This is a genomic window from candidate division TA06 bacterium (assembly GCA_016208585.1).
Lineage (GTDB): Bacteria > Edwardsbacteria > AC1 > AC1 > EtOH8 > UBA5202.
In genome coordinates, this window is sequence record JACQXR010000033.1 from 1 (window position 1) to 17,002 (window position 17,002).

The window sequence follows — 17,002 nt, forward strand, 5'->3', positions numbered from 1 at the left end:
GGCTTTGCCCCCTGGCGCAAGGAAAGCAGGGTCATAGAAACAGACCTGGATTGCAGGCCGTGTTCGCTGCACGGTTCAAATAAATGCCCTAAGGGTAAGGGCCATTTAAAATGCATGAAATTTATCACTGCCGAACAGGTGTTTACGGAAGTGCAGAAAGTATTAAGTGCTTATCCTCAAATAACAATTTGGGCATAAACGGCTGCAAAACCGCCATACTGCGTCACGCTCATTCACCGTATCGCTGTGGATACGCTTCACTCGCGTTCCTGGTCTGGCATGGTTTGACAGGCTCACCACATGCCTTTTCGCTCGTTTATGCTGACCCAAAGCTTATTTAAGGATAAACTCTAAGAATAATTTAACTAACCGCGAAGACGCCAAGGTCGCCAAGGTTTGATATTCAAGATGCCATCAAACAAGATGTGGCAGGTCAATATCATAACCAATTGCAGCTCTTTGACTAATAACCGGACAGTACTGATTGTAAACTGTAAATTGAAACGCGCCTGTAGCTCAGTTGGATAGAGCATCGGACTTCGAATCCGCAGGCCGCCCGTTCGACTCGGGCCAGGCGCGCCACTAACTTGGGAACAGAGAACGGGGATCGGATGATAGGGAATAGATGGTGGGGATTAGATTACAGGGGACGGATCGTTGTTCCCGAACGGGGATCGGGTAGATGCATAAAGTTCCGGCCGATCCATGTCCGGTTTGGACTGTTTCTCTGGTAGAAAAATTGATTTTAGCCTGTTAGCCTTGACTTTAACCGCTATAAGTGTTAAAATTATCCCTCTGCTTTTAAAACCAATGTAAGGCCTATGTCAATGCAATACAATTACATAGTAATATGGTTGATAGAAGACCCCTTTGACTGAATCCACCGAGGGGGGTACTATCCGCAGATTCATACAGATTAACGCAGATTAAAAACTATTCTTTATGCCTCAAGCCAATGGGGACCAGCATCATTATTATCTGTGAAAATCTGCAAAATCTGCGGATGTAAAAGCCCAGAGATTACCATCTTAGCAAACATAATCAAAAATCCAGGTCCTAACACCTTTAGGACCCTACATATACAGGAGGCAATAGAAATGGCCAAGAAAAGAGTTTTGATAATGGGAGCCGCCGGACGCGACTTTCATAATTTTAATACCTATTTTCGCAACAACAAGGACTATCAGGTGGTGGCCTTCACCGCCGCCCAGATCCCGGACATCGCCGGCAGAAAATATCCCGCGGCCCTGGCCGGAAAGATGTACCCCAAGGGCATCCCGATCTACGACGAGAAGGGACTGACCAAGTTGATCGCCAAGTTCAAGGTGGAGACCGTGGTCTTCGCCTATTCCGACGTGCCCTATCCCTATGTGATGAGCAAGGGCGCGGTGGTCAATGCCGCCGGGGCCGACTTCATGATGCTGGGCCCGGACGCCACCATGATCAAGTCCAAGAAACCGCTGATCTCCATCTGCGCCGCCCGCACCGGCTGCGGCAAGAGCCAGACCACCCGCCGGGTGATCGAGGCCCTGATTGCCATGGGCCAGAAAGTGGTGGCGGTGCGTCATCCTATGCCCTACGGCGATCTGGTGAAACAGAAGGTCCAGCGCTATGCCACCATCGAAGATCTCAAAAAGCATAAATGCACCATCGAAGAGATGGAAGAGTACGAGCCGCATCTGGTCCGGGGCAACGTGATCTATTCCGGAGTGGACTATGAGGCCATCCTGCGCCAGGCCGAGAAGGAGGCCGACGTTGTGGTCTGGGACGGGGGCAACAACGATTTCTCGTTCTACCGGTCCGACCTGGAGATAGTGGTGGTGGATCCCCACCGTCCGGGACACGAGATGGCATACTATCCGGGCGAGGTCAATCTGCGCCGGGCCGACGTGATCGTCATCAACAAGGAGGACAGCGCCACCAGGGAGAACATCGCCCTGGTCAAGAGGAACATCGCCGCCGCCAACCCCCGGGCCGTGGTGATCGCCGCCAATTCGCCGGTGACGATAGAGCGGCCCGAGCTGATCACCGGCAAGAAGGCGCTGATAATCGAGGACGGCCCGACCCTGACCCATGGCGAGATGAAATATGGAGCCGGAGTGGTGGCCGCCAAAAAGTACGGAGTGGGCCAGATGGTGGATCCCCGGCCCTATGCCGTGGGCGCCATTGCCGGGACCTTCCAAAAATATCCGGGGATCGGGGCACTGCTGCCGGCCATGGGCTATTCTGGCCAGCAGATCAAGGACCTGCAGACCACCATCGACAACACCCCCTGCGACCTCTACATCATCGGCACGCCCATCGACCTGCGCCGGTTCATCAAGTTCAACAAGCCGGCCCTGCGGGTAACCTACGAGCTGGCCGAGATCGGCCAGCCGGACCTGGCCGAGGTGATCCAGAAGAAATTCAAATTCAAGAAGAAGTAAAGACCAGCCACGGAGGCACTGAGGCACAGAAATGCAAAATGCAAATTGCATAATGTAAATTAAAAATGGTCTTTGTCTCTGTGGCAAAAACATTATGCCTCACAAAACAGCAGTCATTGCCCTGGGCGGGAACGCCATCGGGGCCACCGGCAAGGAAGACATTCACCAGCAGTTCGCCAACACCCGCCAGGCCCTGGCCGGGTTCATCGAGTTGATCAGGGAAGGCTATAACCTGGCCATCACCCACGGCAACGGCCCCCAGGTGGGCAATGCACTGTTGCGGGTGGAGCGGACCTTTCCCGACGGCATTCCGGCCCTGCCGCTGGGCGTGATCGTGGCAGACACCGAGGGCGGCATGGGCTACATGATAGAGCAGTCCCTGCAGAACCTGCTGGCCGCCAAAAATATCGATCGCCAGGTGGTGACCCTGGTCACCCAAGTGGTGGTGGACCGGGACGATCCCTCCATCCGCAATCCCTCCAAACCCATTGGGCCCTACTACAAGCAGGAAGAAGTGGAGGCTCTCAAGGCCCGGGGCTGGGTGGTCAAGGACGACGCCAGGCGCGGCTTCAGGCGCTTCGTGCCTTCGCCCATTCCCAAGGCCATCGTCAACAAAAAGACCATCAAACAATTAGTGCAGCAGGGAACCATCGTCATCGCCGGGGGCGGGGGCGGGGTGCCGGTCTGCATCCAAAGCGACGGCAGTTACGAAGGGATGGACGCGGTGATAGACAAGGACCGGGCCTCGGCGGTGCTGGCCCGGGACATCGCGGCCGAAACCCTGATGATCCTGACCGCAGTGGAAAAGGTCTCGTTGAATTATAAGAAGCCCGGCCAGCAGGACCTGTCTTCGCTGACCATGGCCGAGGCCAAGAAATACCTGACCCAGGGACAGTTCGCCGCCGGATCGATGGGGCCGAAGATCGAGGCCGCCATTCAGTTCCTGGAATACGGCGGGAAACAGGTGATCATCACCTCGCTGGATAAAGCGGCCCAGGCCTTGAAGGGGCAGGCTGGGACCAGGATCACGGCTTAGGCCTGCCACTCCGCCATCCTCCTGCGGCGGACAAGAAGGCGGACCCGCCAATAGGGACTACTTGCGGTGGCGGGGGAGGCTCGGAGACGCAGAGGCTTAGAGCTTATCCTCGCTTATTTAAGAATAAACTCTTAAAATGTTCCGTTATGAAAATACGTGATCTGATAAAATTGATCGAACAAGACGGCTGGTATCTGGTGACCACCAAGGGGAGCCACCGCCAATATAAGCACCGGCTGAAAACAGGGAGGGTGACTATTGCCGGGCATCCGGGTGATGATATAGCTGCACAGTAGCGTCCGGTTGTTTTTACAAGAAAATTGTAGAATGCAGATGGGGCAATGGTCTTAGAGGTTTCATCATGTAATCGATTTGAATTCAGGCTCAAAAATCACCCATTGATTCGCAAGGACTTATACCACGAAACAGCGTTTTTAAGCAAGCCAGACTAAAAGGGAGGAAATAATAATGCGGCGATTTTTGGTGATAATTGAGAAAGCCGGCAGCAATTACTCGGCCTATTGTCCTGATTTGCCGGGGTGCATTGCCACCGGCAAAACCGTGGCAGAGACTGAATGCAATATTCATCAGGCAATAGAACTGCATATTAAAGGGATCATTGAAGACAGACAAAAAGTTCCCAAAGCCACGGCGCTATCGGAATATATGGCGGTGGCCCTTTAAAGCCTGTCTCAAAATAGAAAACAATAACGTAGCCAGGTACAGCAAAGCTACCAATACATCAATCATTAATATAACAGGAGTAAAGTGAATTTATTTATAGGCAGCCTGGCCAAGGAAGTGACCACCGACGATCTGCGCCAGACCTTTGAGCCTTTCGGCAAGGTGGAGTCGGCCTCGGTGGTTTTCGACCGCAACACCAATCAATCCCGGGGATTCGGATTCGTGGAGATGCCTTGCAAGGCGGAAGCCCGCAAGGCCATCGACGCCTTGAGCGGAATATTCAACCTTAAGGGCAAGGTGATCATGATCAACGAGGCCCGGCCCAAGGAAGGCGGCCACGGCGGCGGTCGGCGGCGGTTCTAATACCCTTTGCCACCAAGGCACTAAGGCAAAATTAAAAGGCGCCGAATTGTTGGAATGCAGATCAATTCCGATGCTGTAATTCATGGCGCACCTCCGTAATTTTAGGTTTGGATGATACCTGAAGTATACACCATAACGGATACTTCCGGAGGTGCCTTTTAATGATTATCAAAAACAGGAATTGTATATTCCTTATTGAGAAATCTGGGTGTCTTAGTGGCAGAAAAACTAAAAAAATATTAATATAAACCAATCAACAAAAGGAACGTTATGGGCAAACTGAAAATGGTTTTTCTGGCCTGCCTGCTGCTGCCCGTTCTGGCTTTGGGGCTGGAGCCGCCCACCGATCTGATATTAAAGGATGCTCCCAACGACGACGGTTCCACGGTGATCGTCAAATGGAAACTTTCGGCTTCGGAAAATGAGCCCAGCTTTGCCGGCTACAACATCGAACGATCGGAATTTCCCGCCGATTCCTTTAAAATGATCGCCTGGGTGCCAAAGGGGACCGAAGTTCACGAAGATAATTCCATTGAGGTCATGGGCCAGAGTTACTATTACCGGATAGCGGCAGTCACCGAGAGCGGTGACAGCGCTTTAAGCGCCATCGCCGGCCCCATCGCCACAACCCAGAGCTGGTTCAACACCGGCAAGCTCAATACCCTGTTCGGCACGGTGTTATTCATCTCCATCACTATTCTATATATTTTCTGGGCTCGCAGGGGGAACCTATTTATCCGACGTATCGCGGGATTAGACGCGGTGGAAGAGGCGGTGGGCCGGGCCACCGAGATGGGCAAGCCAATCCTTTATTGCAACGGCATCGGCCTAATCGACTATATTTCCACCGTGGCCTCGCTTAACATATTAGCCCAGGTCACGAAAAAAATAGCCCAATACGATACCCCAATCACCGTGCCTACCGCCGATCCGGTGGTTCACGCGGTTGCCAGGGAAATGGTCAAGGAGGGATACAACAGCGCCGGCCGTCCCGATCTATTCAAGGAAGACGGCGTCTACTTCATCACCAGCGACCAGATGGGCTACGCCGCGGCCCTGGCCGGGATCATGTCCCGAGCAACACCGGCCACCAATTTTTTCATGGGCTATTACGCCGCCGAGTCATTAGTGCTGGCCGAATCCGGAGCGGCCACCGGGGCCATCCAGATCGCCGGGACGGACCAGATCTCGCAGTTGCCTTTTTTCATCACCGCCTGCGATTACACATTGATAGGTGAGGAGCTTTACGCCGCCTCGGCCTACCTTTCCAAGGAACCCCTTTTGGTAGGCAGCCTTAAGGGCCAGGATGCCTGCAAGCTGCTGATTGTTTTCTTTGTCCTTTTTGGAACCATTTGGGCTGTTTTGTTCCATTCCGATTTTATCTATAAACTATTCAGCGTAAATTGAGGTTTTAATATGAAAAAAAATATACCCTTGGCCATAGTTTTCATCCTGGGGATAGGGTTCATCATCCAGTTCTTTATTCCCAGCCGGCCGTCCCAATCCATATTCAACACCATGGTTGAATGGGATCTCATTTTATATGTCTTTGCCTCAATAATTGCGGTCGATAGTTTGATCAGACACCACGTTATTAAAATATCGCGCAAAACAAAGGGCTGGGGATACAGCACGGTTTATCTTGGCGCCGTTGTGTTCATGGTGCTGGCGGCAGTATTCAGCGGCACCCGCGAAGACAGCTTTTATATGAAAGTATTCTACTACACCCTGGCTCCCATGCAGTCCACCATGTTCGCCATTCTGGCCTTCTACATGGCCTCGGCCAGCTACAGGGCCTTTAGGGCCAAGTCCCTGGAAGCCACGTTGCTGCTGATCTCAGCCTTTATCGTAATGATCGGCCTGATTCCCCAGGGGGCGGCCATCTGGAGCGGTTTCCCCAAACTTTCGGAATGGCTGATGCAGGTTCCCAACATGGCTGCCAAACGCGGCATCACTTTCGGTATCGGCCTGGGGGCAACGGCCACTTCCCTGAAGATCATCCTGGGCATCGAACGCAACTGGATGGGAGGGCATTAAGATGTTGAAATTACTATCCAAATTCGGGAAGTTGGACCGGCGTTTGGTATTCGCCCTTTTGATTGCGACCATACTAATCCCTCTTTTGTTTAGCGTTAAGTCCCATTTTTATGTGGATGCTGCCACTAAAGGACTGTACGACTATATAGATAACATCGAACCGAATGGGAGGCCGTTGTTGCTTTCGTTCGATTATGATCCCCAGGTGGCGGCTGAACTGGATCCCATGGCCCGGGCGGTTTTGCGCCACTGCTTTGCCAAGGGAATAAAAGTGATCGGAATGTCGCTGCAGCCCCAGGGAGATGCCATCGGTGAAGGGATCATCACCCAGGTTTCCAGGGAGTTCGGCAAAAAACCAGGCATAGACTATACTTATTTCGATTTCAGGCCCGGCGGTTACATCATCATGCTGCAGATGGGCACCAGCGTCAAGCAAGCCCTGCCTTTGGATTATTATCAGGTGCCATACGACAGCCTGCCCATGATGCATAACATACATAATTACGGCGATATCGCCATGGTGCTGAGCTTGGCCGGCTCGACTTGGCCCTACAGCTGGATCATCTTTGCCGGCACCAAGTTCAAGGTCAAAATAGGGGCCGGCCAAACCGCGGTGATGGCTCCGGACAATTATCCCTTCCTCCAGACCGGCCAGCTGGTGGGCCAATTGGGCGGCATGAAGGGCGGGGCGGAATACGAGCAGTTGATCGTGGAAGCCGGTTATTATAAAAAACCGGGGGTGGCCAGCAAGGCCATGAGCGCCATCGCCTATTCCCACATCCTGATAATCCTGTTGATTGTTCTGGGCAATATCGGCTATTTCGTTTCCCGCCAACTGGAAGGCTCCAAATAAGATTTTTAATAATTGACAGAGGATAAAAACATGAGCTTGAATCCCTGGGTTTGGATAGCCGCTATTTTGAGCCTGGCTATATTTTCCTATCTTTATAAGGATAATCCGGCTTTCCGCTTTGCCGAGCACCTTTTCACCGGGCTTTCGGTAGGGTATTATCTGGTCCTTTATTACAACAACTATGCCATTCCGTATCTGATAACACCTTTAACCGAACACCGCTGGATAACATTAATTCCAATGGCCTTGGGAATGATGTATCTTTTCCGTTTCATTCCCAAACTGAACTATCTGATCCTGATTCCGATAGCGATCAGCCTGGGATTCCTGAACGGGATGAACATCCCCCTGGTGATCGAAGCCGATGTCTTAAAGCAGGTGCAAGGGACCATGATAAACACTTCAATGCTGAAAAATATCTGGGATCCGCAAAACGGCCTGATAGCCGGGATCTTGATCCTTTTAGGCGTAGTCTCCTCAATCTCCTATTTTTATTTTTCCCGGGAACACAAAGGGGCGTTAAAGGTCAGCGCTAACATGGGCATCTGGTTCGTGATGATAGGATTCGGGGCCACCTTTGGATACACGGTTATGGCCCGGGTTTCGCTGTTGATCGCCCGGGTGCAGTTCCTGTTCACCGACTGGATACATCTGATAAAATAAGCCAAGCAAGGGGCAGTTTAAAATGTTCAAAAGGCCATAAAGGTTATAATCGTATATAATTAAAAATAATAAAACGGAGAATATTGATGAGGCTTAAAATTTATGCGCTGCTGGTGGTGATGGCGGTGTCCCTGCCGTGTCTGGCAGCGCTTCCAGGGCCGGCAATATCGGAGGCACCGATGGCGGCCGTCACCATAGCCCCGCCGTCCAACATCACCGCCGCTGACACCCCCAACGACGGCGGTCAGGCCATAACCGTAACCTGGCAGGCATCACCGGACGAAGTCCTTGGGCTGGTGGAGGGCTACGAGATCCTGCGTTCCGAGACCCGGGACGGCGTATTCTCTAAAGTAGGGTTTGTGCCCTACGGCTTTACCGGCTTTGACGATCAGGAAGTCCCCCAAAACTCCCGCAATTACTTTTATCAGGTGAAGACCGTGGGCAAAGGGGCTGCGGGTATTTCTATCAGCGCCGTTTCCAATCCGGCCCAATCGCGGGAGCAATGGTTCAATGCCGCCAGGATCAATGCCCTGGTCGCTACGGCATTATTCATCATAATAGTGATCTATTTCATCACCAGAGCCAAGCGGGGCCAGAGCCTGTTCATCAGGCGTATCGCCGGGCTGGCCGCGGTGGATGAAGCCGTGGGCAGAGCCACCGAGATGGGAAGGCCCATCCTTTTTGTGCCGGGGATATCCTCCATTGCCGACGTGGCCACCATCGCGGCTTTGAATATTTTGGGCCAGGTCGCCAAAAAAACGGCCGAATATGGGACGCCCCTGCTGGTCCCAAACAAAGATCCTGTTGTATATGTTGTCGCCCAGGAGATAGTCAAGGAAGCCTACACGGAATTGGGCAGGCCCGACGCCTATAACCCAGATTCGGTCTTCTTTTTGACCGACAGCCAGATGGGATACGCCGCCGGGGTTGACGGCATAATGAGCCGGGAAAAGCCGGCCACCAATTTCTTCTTGGGGATGTTCTATGCCGAATCCCTGATCCTGGCCGAGACCGGGGCGGCCACCGGGGCCATCCAGATCGCCGGAACCGATGCGGTCAACCAGCTGCCGTTCTTCATCACGGCCTGCGACTACACCCTGATCGGCGAGGAGCTATATGCCGCTTCCGCCTACCTGTCCCGCGAGCCGATGCTCTTGGGGACGCTGAAGGGACAGGATTGGAGCAAAGCGGTGATCGTTTTGATGTTGATAGTCGGGGCAATGATTTCCTGGATCAGCCCGGGCATCAGGCAGTGGATACTGAACATGCTGATGGTAGGATAAGGAGAATATAATGAAAAAACAATTACCATTGATAATAGTCCTGGTGCTCGGCACCACCATGGCCCTTCAGTTCTTCATCCCCAGCCATATTTCCACCGTTGCCTATGAGACCCTGAACCGATGGATAATCGTGATCGCCGCCTTCGCCATTGCGCTGGCTGTCGGCAGCCTGATCAGCCACCATCTGATCAAGATCAAAAGGAGGAAATCTGGCTGGTGGAACAGTTATGTCACATTAATCGGGCTGGCGGCAATGGCCCTGCTTGGCATCTTGGGGAAAATAAACGGTTTGAACTGGATGTCGGCATTCTACTACAAGCTGTTCAAATATGTCCAAGCCCCAATGGATTCGGCCATGTTCGCCATTTTGGCTTTTTACATGGCTTCGGCCGCCTACCGGGCCTTCCGGGCCCGATCCAAGGAGGCCACCTTGCTTTTGATGTCCGGCTTCATAGTAATGCTGGGGGTCATTCCCTTCGGGTCTCTGGTCTGGGATAAGATCCCAAATATCTCGGAATGGATCATGATGGTGCCCAATATGGCCTCAAAACGGGGCATCCTGTTCGGCGTCGGGCTGGGAATGACGGCCACTTCCCTGAAAATAATTTTAGGGATCGAGCGCAACTGGCTGGGAGGAGGAGGCAAATGAAATTTCTGGAAAAATTAACAAAAATCAACCGCCGGGTGATATTCCTTTTAGTGGCTCTGGCGGTCATAATTCCCCTGGTGGTCCCCCTGGGTTTGCCGGTCAAACCAGGCAAATACAGTAAAAAACTGTATGATGTGGTGGACAACATACCACCCAATAACCAACCGGTGCTGATCTCGGCAGATTACAGTCCCTCGATGATGCCGGAACTCCATCCCATGTTCAAGGCTATGGTCCGCCACTGTTTTGCCAAAAAGATCAGGGTGCTGGTAATGACGCTTGATCCCACTGGCGCAGCCCTGGCCGAGGATGCCCTGAACGAAATATCCAAAGAATACCCGGTGGAATACGGCAAGGATTATGTTTTTCTCGGCTTCAAGTCAGGCTACTCGGCGGTGATGATGGCCATTGGGCAGAATATCCGTCAGGCTTTCCCGGCGGACGCCTACGGCAAACCGCTTGACGATTTTCCGATGATGGCCGGGGTCCGCAACTATGCCGATATCCCCCTGGTGGTCTCCATCGCCGGCAGCGCCATCATCAACAGCTGGGTGAATTATGCCGGCACCAGATATCATGCCAAGGTCGGCGCCGGCTGCACCGCAGTCAGCACCGCCGATTACTATCCATTTCTTCAGGCCGGTCAACTGGTGGGCCTTTTGAACGGTATGAAGGGAGCCAGCGAATATGAATATCTCAACCAGAAGAACGGTTATTCCACAGCGCCCCGGGTGGCCGGCAAGGGGATGGACGCGGTTTCCATCGTCCATCTGCTGCTGATGGCCTTCATCATCCTGGGCAACATCGGGTATTTGGTGACCCGGCACAACCAGAGCAAGAAGCAAGGAGCATAAAAATGATATTTTCAACCAATCCCTGGGTGTGGGTCGCAGCCATTTTGACGCTGGCCATATTCTCCTTCCTCTGTAAGGAGAATCCGGTCTACCGCTTTGCCGAACATTTGTTCGTAGGCATTTCCGCCGGTTACGGCGTGGCCATCTACTGGAACAATGCCATTGTGCCCAATTTAATAATCCCGGTATTTAAACAACACGATTATCTGTTCATCATTCCCGGCATTCTGGGCTTGATGTTCTTCTTCAGGTTCGTTCCCAAAAAAGGATATTTAATGCTGATCCCCCTGGCGGTCTATATGGGGGTGGTCAATGGAATGGCGCTGGTTCCGACCATCCAGACCGATATCATCAAACAGATGCAAAGCGCCCTGGCCGATGCCACAACCCTTAGGCTGGGCGGCTGGGGTCTGGTGTGGGGCGTGGTCACGCTGATAGGAGTGATAACGACTTTAAGCTATTTCTTTTTCTCCCGGGAGCAAAAAGGGGTTTTAAAGGTCTCGGCCAGCATCGGCATCTGGTTCATCATGATCGGTTTCGGGGCCAGCTTTGGCAACACCGTGATGGCCAGGGTCTCCCTGCTGATCGGCCGGGTGCAGTTCTTATTGACCGACTGGATACATATTATCAAGTAGGTTGAAACGGTTTTACAGGTTCAAAAAGTTTTAAAGGTTGCAAATGATTGATCGGTAGGGGCGAATGGCCATTCGCCCAAAATGAAGGAATAAACCGAAAGCGATCAATTTGGGTCTAAAAAATTAGAAATGGCAAATAACAACGACAAAATAGTCTGCCGCTGCGAGGACATAATCGAGTCCGAAGTCCTGGAAGCTATTGCTCAGGGAGCTCAGACTGCTGATGAGGTCAAGCGCCTGACCCGGGCCGGCATGGGGCACTGCCAGGGGCGCACCTGCCGCCGGTTAGTCAACCAGATGCTGGCCCAAAAACTGGGGCAGAAGCCCGAGGCCCAAAGGCCCATCACCCAGCGGGCCCCGCTGCAGCCCCTGACCATTAAAGCCCTGGCGGAATATTCCACCGACAAGAACCTTTAGCCACCTAAACAAACTAAAAATGCAAAATAAATATTTGTTTATTGTTTCGAATGTTTCGCGTTTTTAGGTGGAGAATGTTTTAACGTTTTCATGAGCAATACTTCTGACGCCGTCATCATCGGCGGGGGCATCATCGGAACGGCCTGCGGTTACTACCTTTCCCGCAAGGGCTTGAAAGTTTCGATCGTGGAGCAGGGGTTCCTTTGTTCAGGCTCCACCGGGCGCTGCATCGGCGGGATCCGGCAGCAGTTCACCTCGCCCGGCTCCATCAAGCTGATGATGGAAAGCGTTCAGCATTTCAAAGAGATGGAGCAGGAGTTGGGAGTGGATGTCCACTGGCACAATGGGGGGTATCTTTTCCTGGCCCACAGCCCCGAGAAAAAACAGGCCTTCCTGTCCAACATCGCGGTTCAGCAGGCGGCCGGCTTAAAGGATGTGGGCTGGGTCAATGCTGGGGAATGCCGGGAGATCGCCCCGGGGCTGGATATTTCAGGCCTCTGGGGCGGTTCTTACTGCCCCTCGGACGGCCAGGCCTATCCCTTTGCCGTGGTCCAGGGCTATGCCGAAAAGATCAAAAAGTCAGGCGGCAGCATCTACACTTTTTTTCAAGTGTCTCAGATACTTCAGCAGGGCGGAAAGGTCACCGGGGTCAAAACCGAAAACGGCCAGGAATTTTCGGCCGGAGCGGTCATCAATGCGGCCGGGGCTTGGTCCAAAGATATCGGCCGGATGGCCGGGATAGAGATCCCGGTGGAGGCCGAGCGGCACGAAGCCCTGATCACCGAGGGAGTGGAGTATCTTGGTATCCCGATGCTGGTGGACTACCGAGCCGATGGCGGTTATTTTCAGCAGTACAGGCATAACGGACAGTTCATCGGCTGTTATTCCCCGGTTCCCAACGTGCCGGGACATTCGGTCGATTCCACCTTTGAGTTTTTGCACGAGATGCCCAAGCGGATGCTGAAATTAGTGCCGGGCCTGGAGAATCTGAAAGTCATTCGCCAATGGGCCGGCAGTTACGAGAACACCCCGGACGGGAATCCGATTCTGGACCGCACCGGGCTGGACGGGTTCTACACGGTGGCCGGGATGTGCGGACACGGTTTCATGCTGGGCCCGGCTATGGGGCGGGTGGCGGCCGATTTCATTACTTCCGGAAGTCAGGCCGCGCCTTACCCGGAATTCGCCCTGAAGCGGGACTTCTCCCAGACCGAGGCAATGAAATAGGGGCTTATTTTGATAAGCCCTTTTTTCTTTTTTTGCCCGATAAAACTTGTCCTGAGTCAGCAATGGCAGATTGAAGGATACACGAAAATAATTATCCAATCAGCTCAGGAGACATAAAGAACAATAGGTACCAATCCCGGTTGTCGCGTTAAAACGATCAGTGAGCATCGCAGTTGATGGCGGAAAAAGCTTGTCTGCATGTTTGAGGGCTTGGCCAAAGCCCGAGTTCAGACAAGCCCGTCATCAACGAGAAGCGCAGCGCGGGCCCGCTGAAGCCTTGGCGTAAGCGTGGCCCGGAGAGTGGTTCGACGCTGCTCACCACAAGTTTTTAAGCGACGAGCTTTTTTCTTTTTGGTTCTTTTTCTTAGTTGGCGGCACAAAAAAGAAAAAGAACATATTTGAGCCAATATATAAGTTTTTACCAAATCTGCCATATTCTTTCTACTTTTTCTGAACATGTCAGATAGGCATTTACACGAAATACTTTACTTATACAACTGTGTCTTTGTGTCTTGGGGTTTGAAATTGAAGAGTGAAAATATTCAAACGGAATGATCAAAGCTTTACCTATAATCTTACTTCTGTTAACAACCCTGACGCTGCCTTGCGCTGCTGCTCCGGCGGACATTCAAAAGGCTTTGACTTTGCAGCAAGCCGGGGAGACAGAGCAGGCCCTTGAGTTGTTTGACAGCCTGGGTTCAGATTCTTCGGCCTTTTATGCCAAGTCCGGTCTGCTGATCTCATTGAAGCAGTATCCCCAGGCCTTGAAGGTATTGAACCGGGCAATCGTGGCATGGCCTTCAGCAGACCCCGATATCCGCTGGCAAAGGGCCTACCTCTACCACAAGACCGGGGCCTTTCAGACCGCGCAGGCGCTCTATACACAGGCATCCCAGGCCGATACTTCCCTGAAAGATTATGCCCTGTTGGGCATCAGCCGGTGTTATGCAGGTATGGAAGAACAGGGGAAGGCGGAATTCTTTAAACTTCAAATAATTGGACTGAATAACTGGGTCACAAACATTTTATCAGGACAAACTCCTGCCAAAAAGGAGAGATTCAGCGCTCCGCCGCCGCCCCGTTCCAGCCCGGCCATTACTCAGGCCAATCGCTTGATCCGCAAAAAACGTTTCACCAATGCCCAGAAAATATTGTCGGATTTCATCAGGCTTTATCCTAATAGCCCCAACCGGGGCGAGGCCGCCTATACCCTGGCCCGCAGTTACGAACGCCAGGGAAAGACCGAACTGGCGATGGAAACCTATCTCAAAACCGCCGAGTACCAGCCGTCCTCGGTCTGGGCCGATGACGCAACCTTCAGAGCCGGCTGGTGCCATTACAAAACGGGGCGCCGGGGCGTGGCTTTGGAACAGTGGAACATGCTGCTGCGCCGGTATTCCACCGGCGACCGGCTGGATGAGACCCTTTACTGGTGCGGCCGGGTCTCCGGCGAACAGGGCGACAGCGCCAAGGCCTTTCTCTATTACCTTACCGCCGCCAAAAACTACCGCTACAGCTATTACGGCTTAAAGGCCCAGAATGTCCTGTCCTCAAGGCTCTGGAGCGAACTGCCGGTCGACAGTTTTGACCTGCCGTCATATCTAAAGGGGCTGCTGAAGAATAAAAAGGGAAGCGACGAACAGATATTGGCTGAAGAGAACGATACGTCAGCCCGGCAATGCCGGCTGGCTTTGAGGCTGGCCCAAATGGGTTTTCTGGATGACGCGGCCTCGGCGGCCCGGGGCCTGGAATCCGGGTCGGGGCAAAGCCCCTATTCGCATTACTATCTGGCCCGGACCTACCAGCTTTGCGGGATGCCGGCCAAGGCCATCTACTGGGCCCAAAAGGCCAGAGTGTGGCTCCCCGATTCTCTGCAGATCGGCCTGCTGCAGATGATCTATCCCCAGAAATACCTGAGCTCCATAACCCAGAGCTTGAACGGTTCCAGCCTGGACCCGGCCCTGGTGCTGGCGGTCATCAGGCAGGAGAGCAAGTTCGAAGCCTCAGCCCGTTCCCGGTCCGGGGCCCGGGGCCTGATGCAGGTGATGCCCAAGACCGGAAAGCACCTGGCCCGGATGTCCAAGGTGAAAAAGTTCGATACCAAGGCCTTGTACCATCCTCAAGTATCCATTGATTACGGTACCAGGTTTCTGGCCTCCATGGTCAAGATGTTCGACGGTTCACTGGTCAAAGCGCTGGTGGCTTACAACGCCGGGCCGGGCCGGGTGCGTGAATGGATGAAACCCTTGAAAAACAAGGATGACGAGGATTTTCTACTGCAGGAGATCCCGCTGGCCGAGACCCGCAAGTACGTCAAGGTGGTGATGGAGAACTATTTCGTATACAAAATGCTACTGGAACCTTTATGAAAATAAAAAATCAGAAATCAGAAATCAAAATAATTTGTCTTGGATCGTTCCTGGTTTTTGCAGTGCTGGCCGCTCCGGTCTTTGCCCAGGAGTACCAACCGTCGTTGCTGGTCTATCCGCCGTTCGGGCATTCCCTGGGTTTTCACAAGGCCGGGACATTCTACCTAAAACTGCTTTTGGGCTGGGGCGCGCGGTTTGAGGATCCCCAGGGCATCGCCTGCGTCCGCTTAAAGGAGACCGACGATCCCGGCACCGGCGACGACGACGACGATGTCACTGTTTACATGGTCAATTCCGGGCGGCACCAGATAATCTACAACCAGGGCTTGAGCGGCTTAAAATCTTTCGGACAAATGGGCAGCGGGCCGGGAGAATTACACACTCCGCGGGGCATCGCCGCCACCGAGGACGGAAAGGTCTACGTGGCCGACATGAACAACAACCGGGTGGTCAGCCTGCAAAGCCGGAAAGGGAGCCTCAAATTCCGGGTAGTAATCTACGATTCGCTGGGAACCCAGACCTTCAGTTTCGGCGGAGAGGGAATTTTGGACGAGCCCTTCGGGATCGCGGTCCAGGGCTTCGGCGACCGCTGGACGTTTTTCAAGGAGACGGCCATAGCGGTGGCCGATTCCATCTGCGCCCGAATCCAAAAATTCGACCAGCAGGGCCGGCTGGTGGCCCGGATCGCCAACGCCGACATCGGCCTGCCCGGGGCCTACTTTTCCCACCTGGCCCTGGATTATTTCGGCAACCTCTACGCCACCGACATGATCAACCACCAGGTCCACAAGTTCGACCGTAATCTTAAATACGTGGCCGGCTTCGGGCGGAAGGGGTTGGAAGAAAAGGAATTCGAGTCGCCCCGGGGGATCGCTATCTGGAAGCGTTTCGGGCAGGTGTTCATCATGGAGCGGGAGTCGGCCCAGTATTACTGGATCGGGATAGATGGCTACATCAAGCAGGTCTCCCCGCCGGTGATAGACAGCCTGCGCCCCGGAGCCACCATCGTGCTGCAGCTTTACGAGCCGGCCGACCTGAACATTCAGATACTGGATTCTTTGAACCAGCCGGTGCGGCAGTTGCTGAACGAGTTCCGGGAAAAGCTGGGGGAGAACTTTTTGATCTGGGACGGCGAGGATGACCAGGGAAAACCGGCCCCGGCCGGGGAGTACACGATAAGCGTGACCATGGCCCCGACTTATTCGGCCAAGGGGTATTTTACCAAGACGGTTACGGCCAAGGTGAGGAAGGCGGATTAATAGTGATAATTTGCCACTGAGGCACCAAGACACGTAATAAATTCTTGACGACAGAGACCGGCCAAAACTTAACGTTTTGGCCGGTATTTTTCCTTTTCCACATAAATATCCTAAAATCCCGTAAAATTATAACTATGTTCGATGCCCCGGACAGCAAAATCTGACGCCTGCTCGAAAATGATCAGTAATATCGGGCTTTGCGGGCTGCAACCAGAATGAAATATTTAAAAAAAGTACTTGACTTTCG

General features: G+C 53.2%; 17 protein-coding genes and 1 tRNA gene. All 18 read left to right on the plus strand.

Translation table 11 applies throughout. The features are described 5' to 3' along the window. Positions 1-505 precede the first annotated feature (505 nt). The 18 genes from HY768_02630 (at position 506) to HY768_02715 (ending at position 16,755) form a co-directional block, all read left to right on the plus strand. Positions 506-582 (plus strand) — tRNA-Arg (locus HY768_02630). A 515-nt stretch (positions 583-1,097) separates the two neighbouring features. Further along, positions 1,098-2,426: a GTPase gene (locus tag HY768_02635; protein ID MBI4726115.1), complete on the plus strand. Its 1,329-nt coding sequence runs from the start codon at positions 1,098-1,100 to the stop codon at positions 2,424-2,426. Between the two features lie 94 nt (positions 2,427-2,520). Beyond that, positions 2,521-3,462: a carbamate kinase gene (gene arcC / locus HY768_02640; protein MBI4726116.1), complete on the plus strand. Its 942-nt coding sequence runs from the start codon at positions 2,521-2,523 to the stop codon at positions 3,460-3,462. Positions 3,463-3,608: 146 nt separating this feature from the next. Beyond that, positions 3,609-3,758: a type II toxin-antitoxin system HicA family toxin gene (locus HY768_02645; GenBank protein ID MBI4726117.1), complete on the plus strand. Its 150-nt coding sequence runs from the start codon at positions 3,609-3,611 to the stop codon at positions 3,756-3,758. A 172-nt stretch (positions 3,759-3,930) separates the two neighbouring features. Beyond that, complete coding sequence (locus tag HY768_02650; GenBank protein MBI4726118.1) at positions 3,931-4,146, plus strand: type II toxin-antitoxin system HicB family antitoxin; 216 nt, start codon at positions 3,931-3,933, stop codon at positions 4,144-4,146. Between the two features lie 84 nt (positions 4,147-4,230). Beyond that, positions 4,231-4,509 (plus strand): RNA-binding protein, encoded by a 279-nt coding sequence (locus HY768_02655; protein ID MBI4726119.1) that lies wholly within the window; start codon positions 4,231-4,233, stop codon positions 4,507-4,509. 270 nt (positions 4,510-4,779) lie between these two features. After that, entirely contained in the window at positions 4,780-5,916 is a 1,137-nt protein-coding gene (locus tag HY768_02660) for a fibronectin type III domain-containing protein (protein MBI4726120.1), read from the plus strand. A 9-nt stretch (positions 5,917-5,925) separates the two neighbouring features. Continuing rightward, a complete protein-coding gene (locus tag HY768_02665; protein MBI4726121.1) occupies positions 5,926-6,546 on the plus strand; it encodes a hypothetical protein in 621 nt (206 codons plus the stop codon). Position 6,547: 1 nt separating this feature from the next. Next, positions 6,548-7,399 (plus strand): hypothetical protein, encoded by an 852-nt coding sequence (locus tag HY768_02670; protein ID MBI4726122.1) that lies wholly within the window; start codon positions 6,548-6,550, stop codon positions 7,397-7,399. 30 nt (positions 7,400-7,429) lie between these two features. After that, positions 7,430-8,062 carry a hypothetical protein gene (locus HY768_02675; GenBank protein ID MBI4726123.1) on the plus strand — a complete coding sequence of 211 codons (633 nt, stop codon included), beginning with the start codon at positions 7,430-7,432 and terminating at the stop codon, positions 8,060-8,062. Positions 8,063-8,148: 86 nt separating this feature from the next. Beyond that, a complete protein-coding gene (locus HY768_02680; protein ID MBI4726124.1) occupies positions 8,149-9,345 on the plus strand; it encodes a hypothetical protein in 1,197 nt (398 codons plus the stop codon). Positions 9,346-9,355: 10 nt separating this feature from the next. Then, positions 9,356-9,994 (plus strand): hypothetical protein, encoded by a 639-nt coding sequence (locus tag HY768_02685; protein MBI4726125.1) that lies wholly within the window; start codon positions 9,356-9,358, stop codon positions 9,992-9,994. Then, the gene (locus tag HY768_02690; GenBank protein ID MBI4726126.1) at positions 9,991-10,848 is read left to right on the plus strand and encodes a hypothetical protein; all 858 of its coding nucleotides are present in this window, start codon (positions 9,991-9,993) and stop codon (positions 10,846-10,848) included. Before HY768_02685 ends, HY768_02690 begins: the two co-directional genes overlap by 4 nt. 2 nt (positions 10,849-10,850) lie before the next feature. Next, positions 10,851-11,483, plus strand: coding sequence for a hypothetical protein (locus HY768_02695; protein MBI4726127.1), 633 nt, complete (start codon positions 10,851-10,853; stop codon positions 11,481-11,483). Positions 11,484-11,612: 129 nt separating this feature from the next. Beyond that, a complete protein-coding gene (locus HY768_02700) occupies positions 11,613-11,900 on the plus strand; it encodes a (2Fe-2S)-binding protein (protein MBI4726128.1) in 288 nt (95 codons plus the stop codon). Between the two features lie 90 nt (positions 11,901-11,990). Beyond that, entirely contained in the window at positions 11,991-13,127 is a 1,137-nt protein-coding gene (locus HY768_02705) for an FAD-binding oxidoreductase (GenBank protein ID MBI4726129.1), read from the plus strand. A gap of 638 nt (positions 13,128-13,765) precedes the next feature. Next, positions 13,766-15,496, plus strand: a complete 1,731-nt coding sequence (locus tag HY768_02710; GenBank protein ID MBI4726130.1) for a transglycosylase SLT domain-containing protein — start codon at positions 13,766-13,768, stop codon at positions 15,494-15,496. After that, positions 15,493-16,755 carry a hypothetical protein gene (locus tag HY768_02715; protein ID MBI4726131.1) on the plus strand — a complete coding sequence of 421 codons (1,263 nt, stop codon included), beginning with the start codon at positions 15,493-15,495 and terminating at the stop codon, positions 16,753-16,755. The genes HY768_02710 and HY768_02715 overlap by 4 nt, the downstream gene beginning before the upstream one ends. The last annotated feature ends 247 nt before the right edge of the window (positions 16,756-17,002 follow it).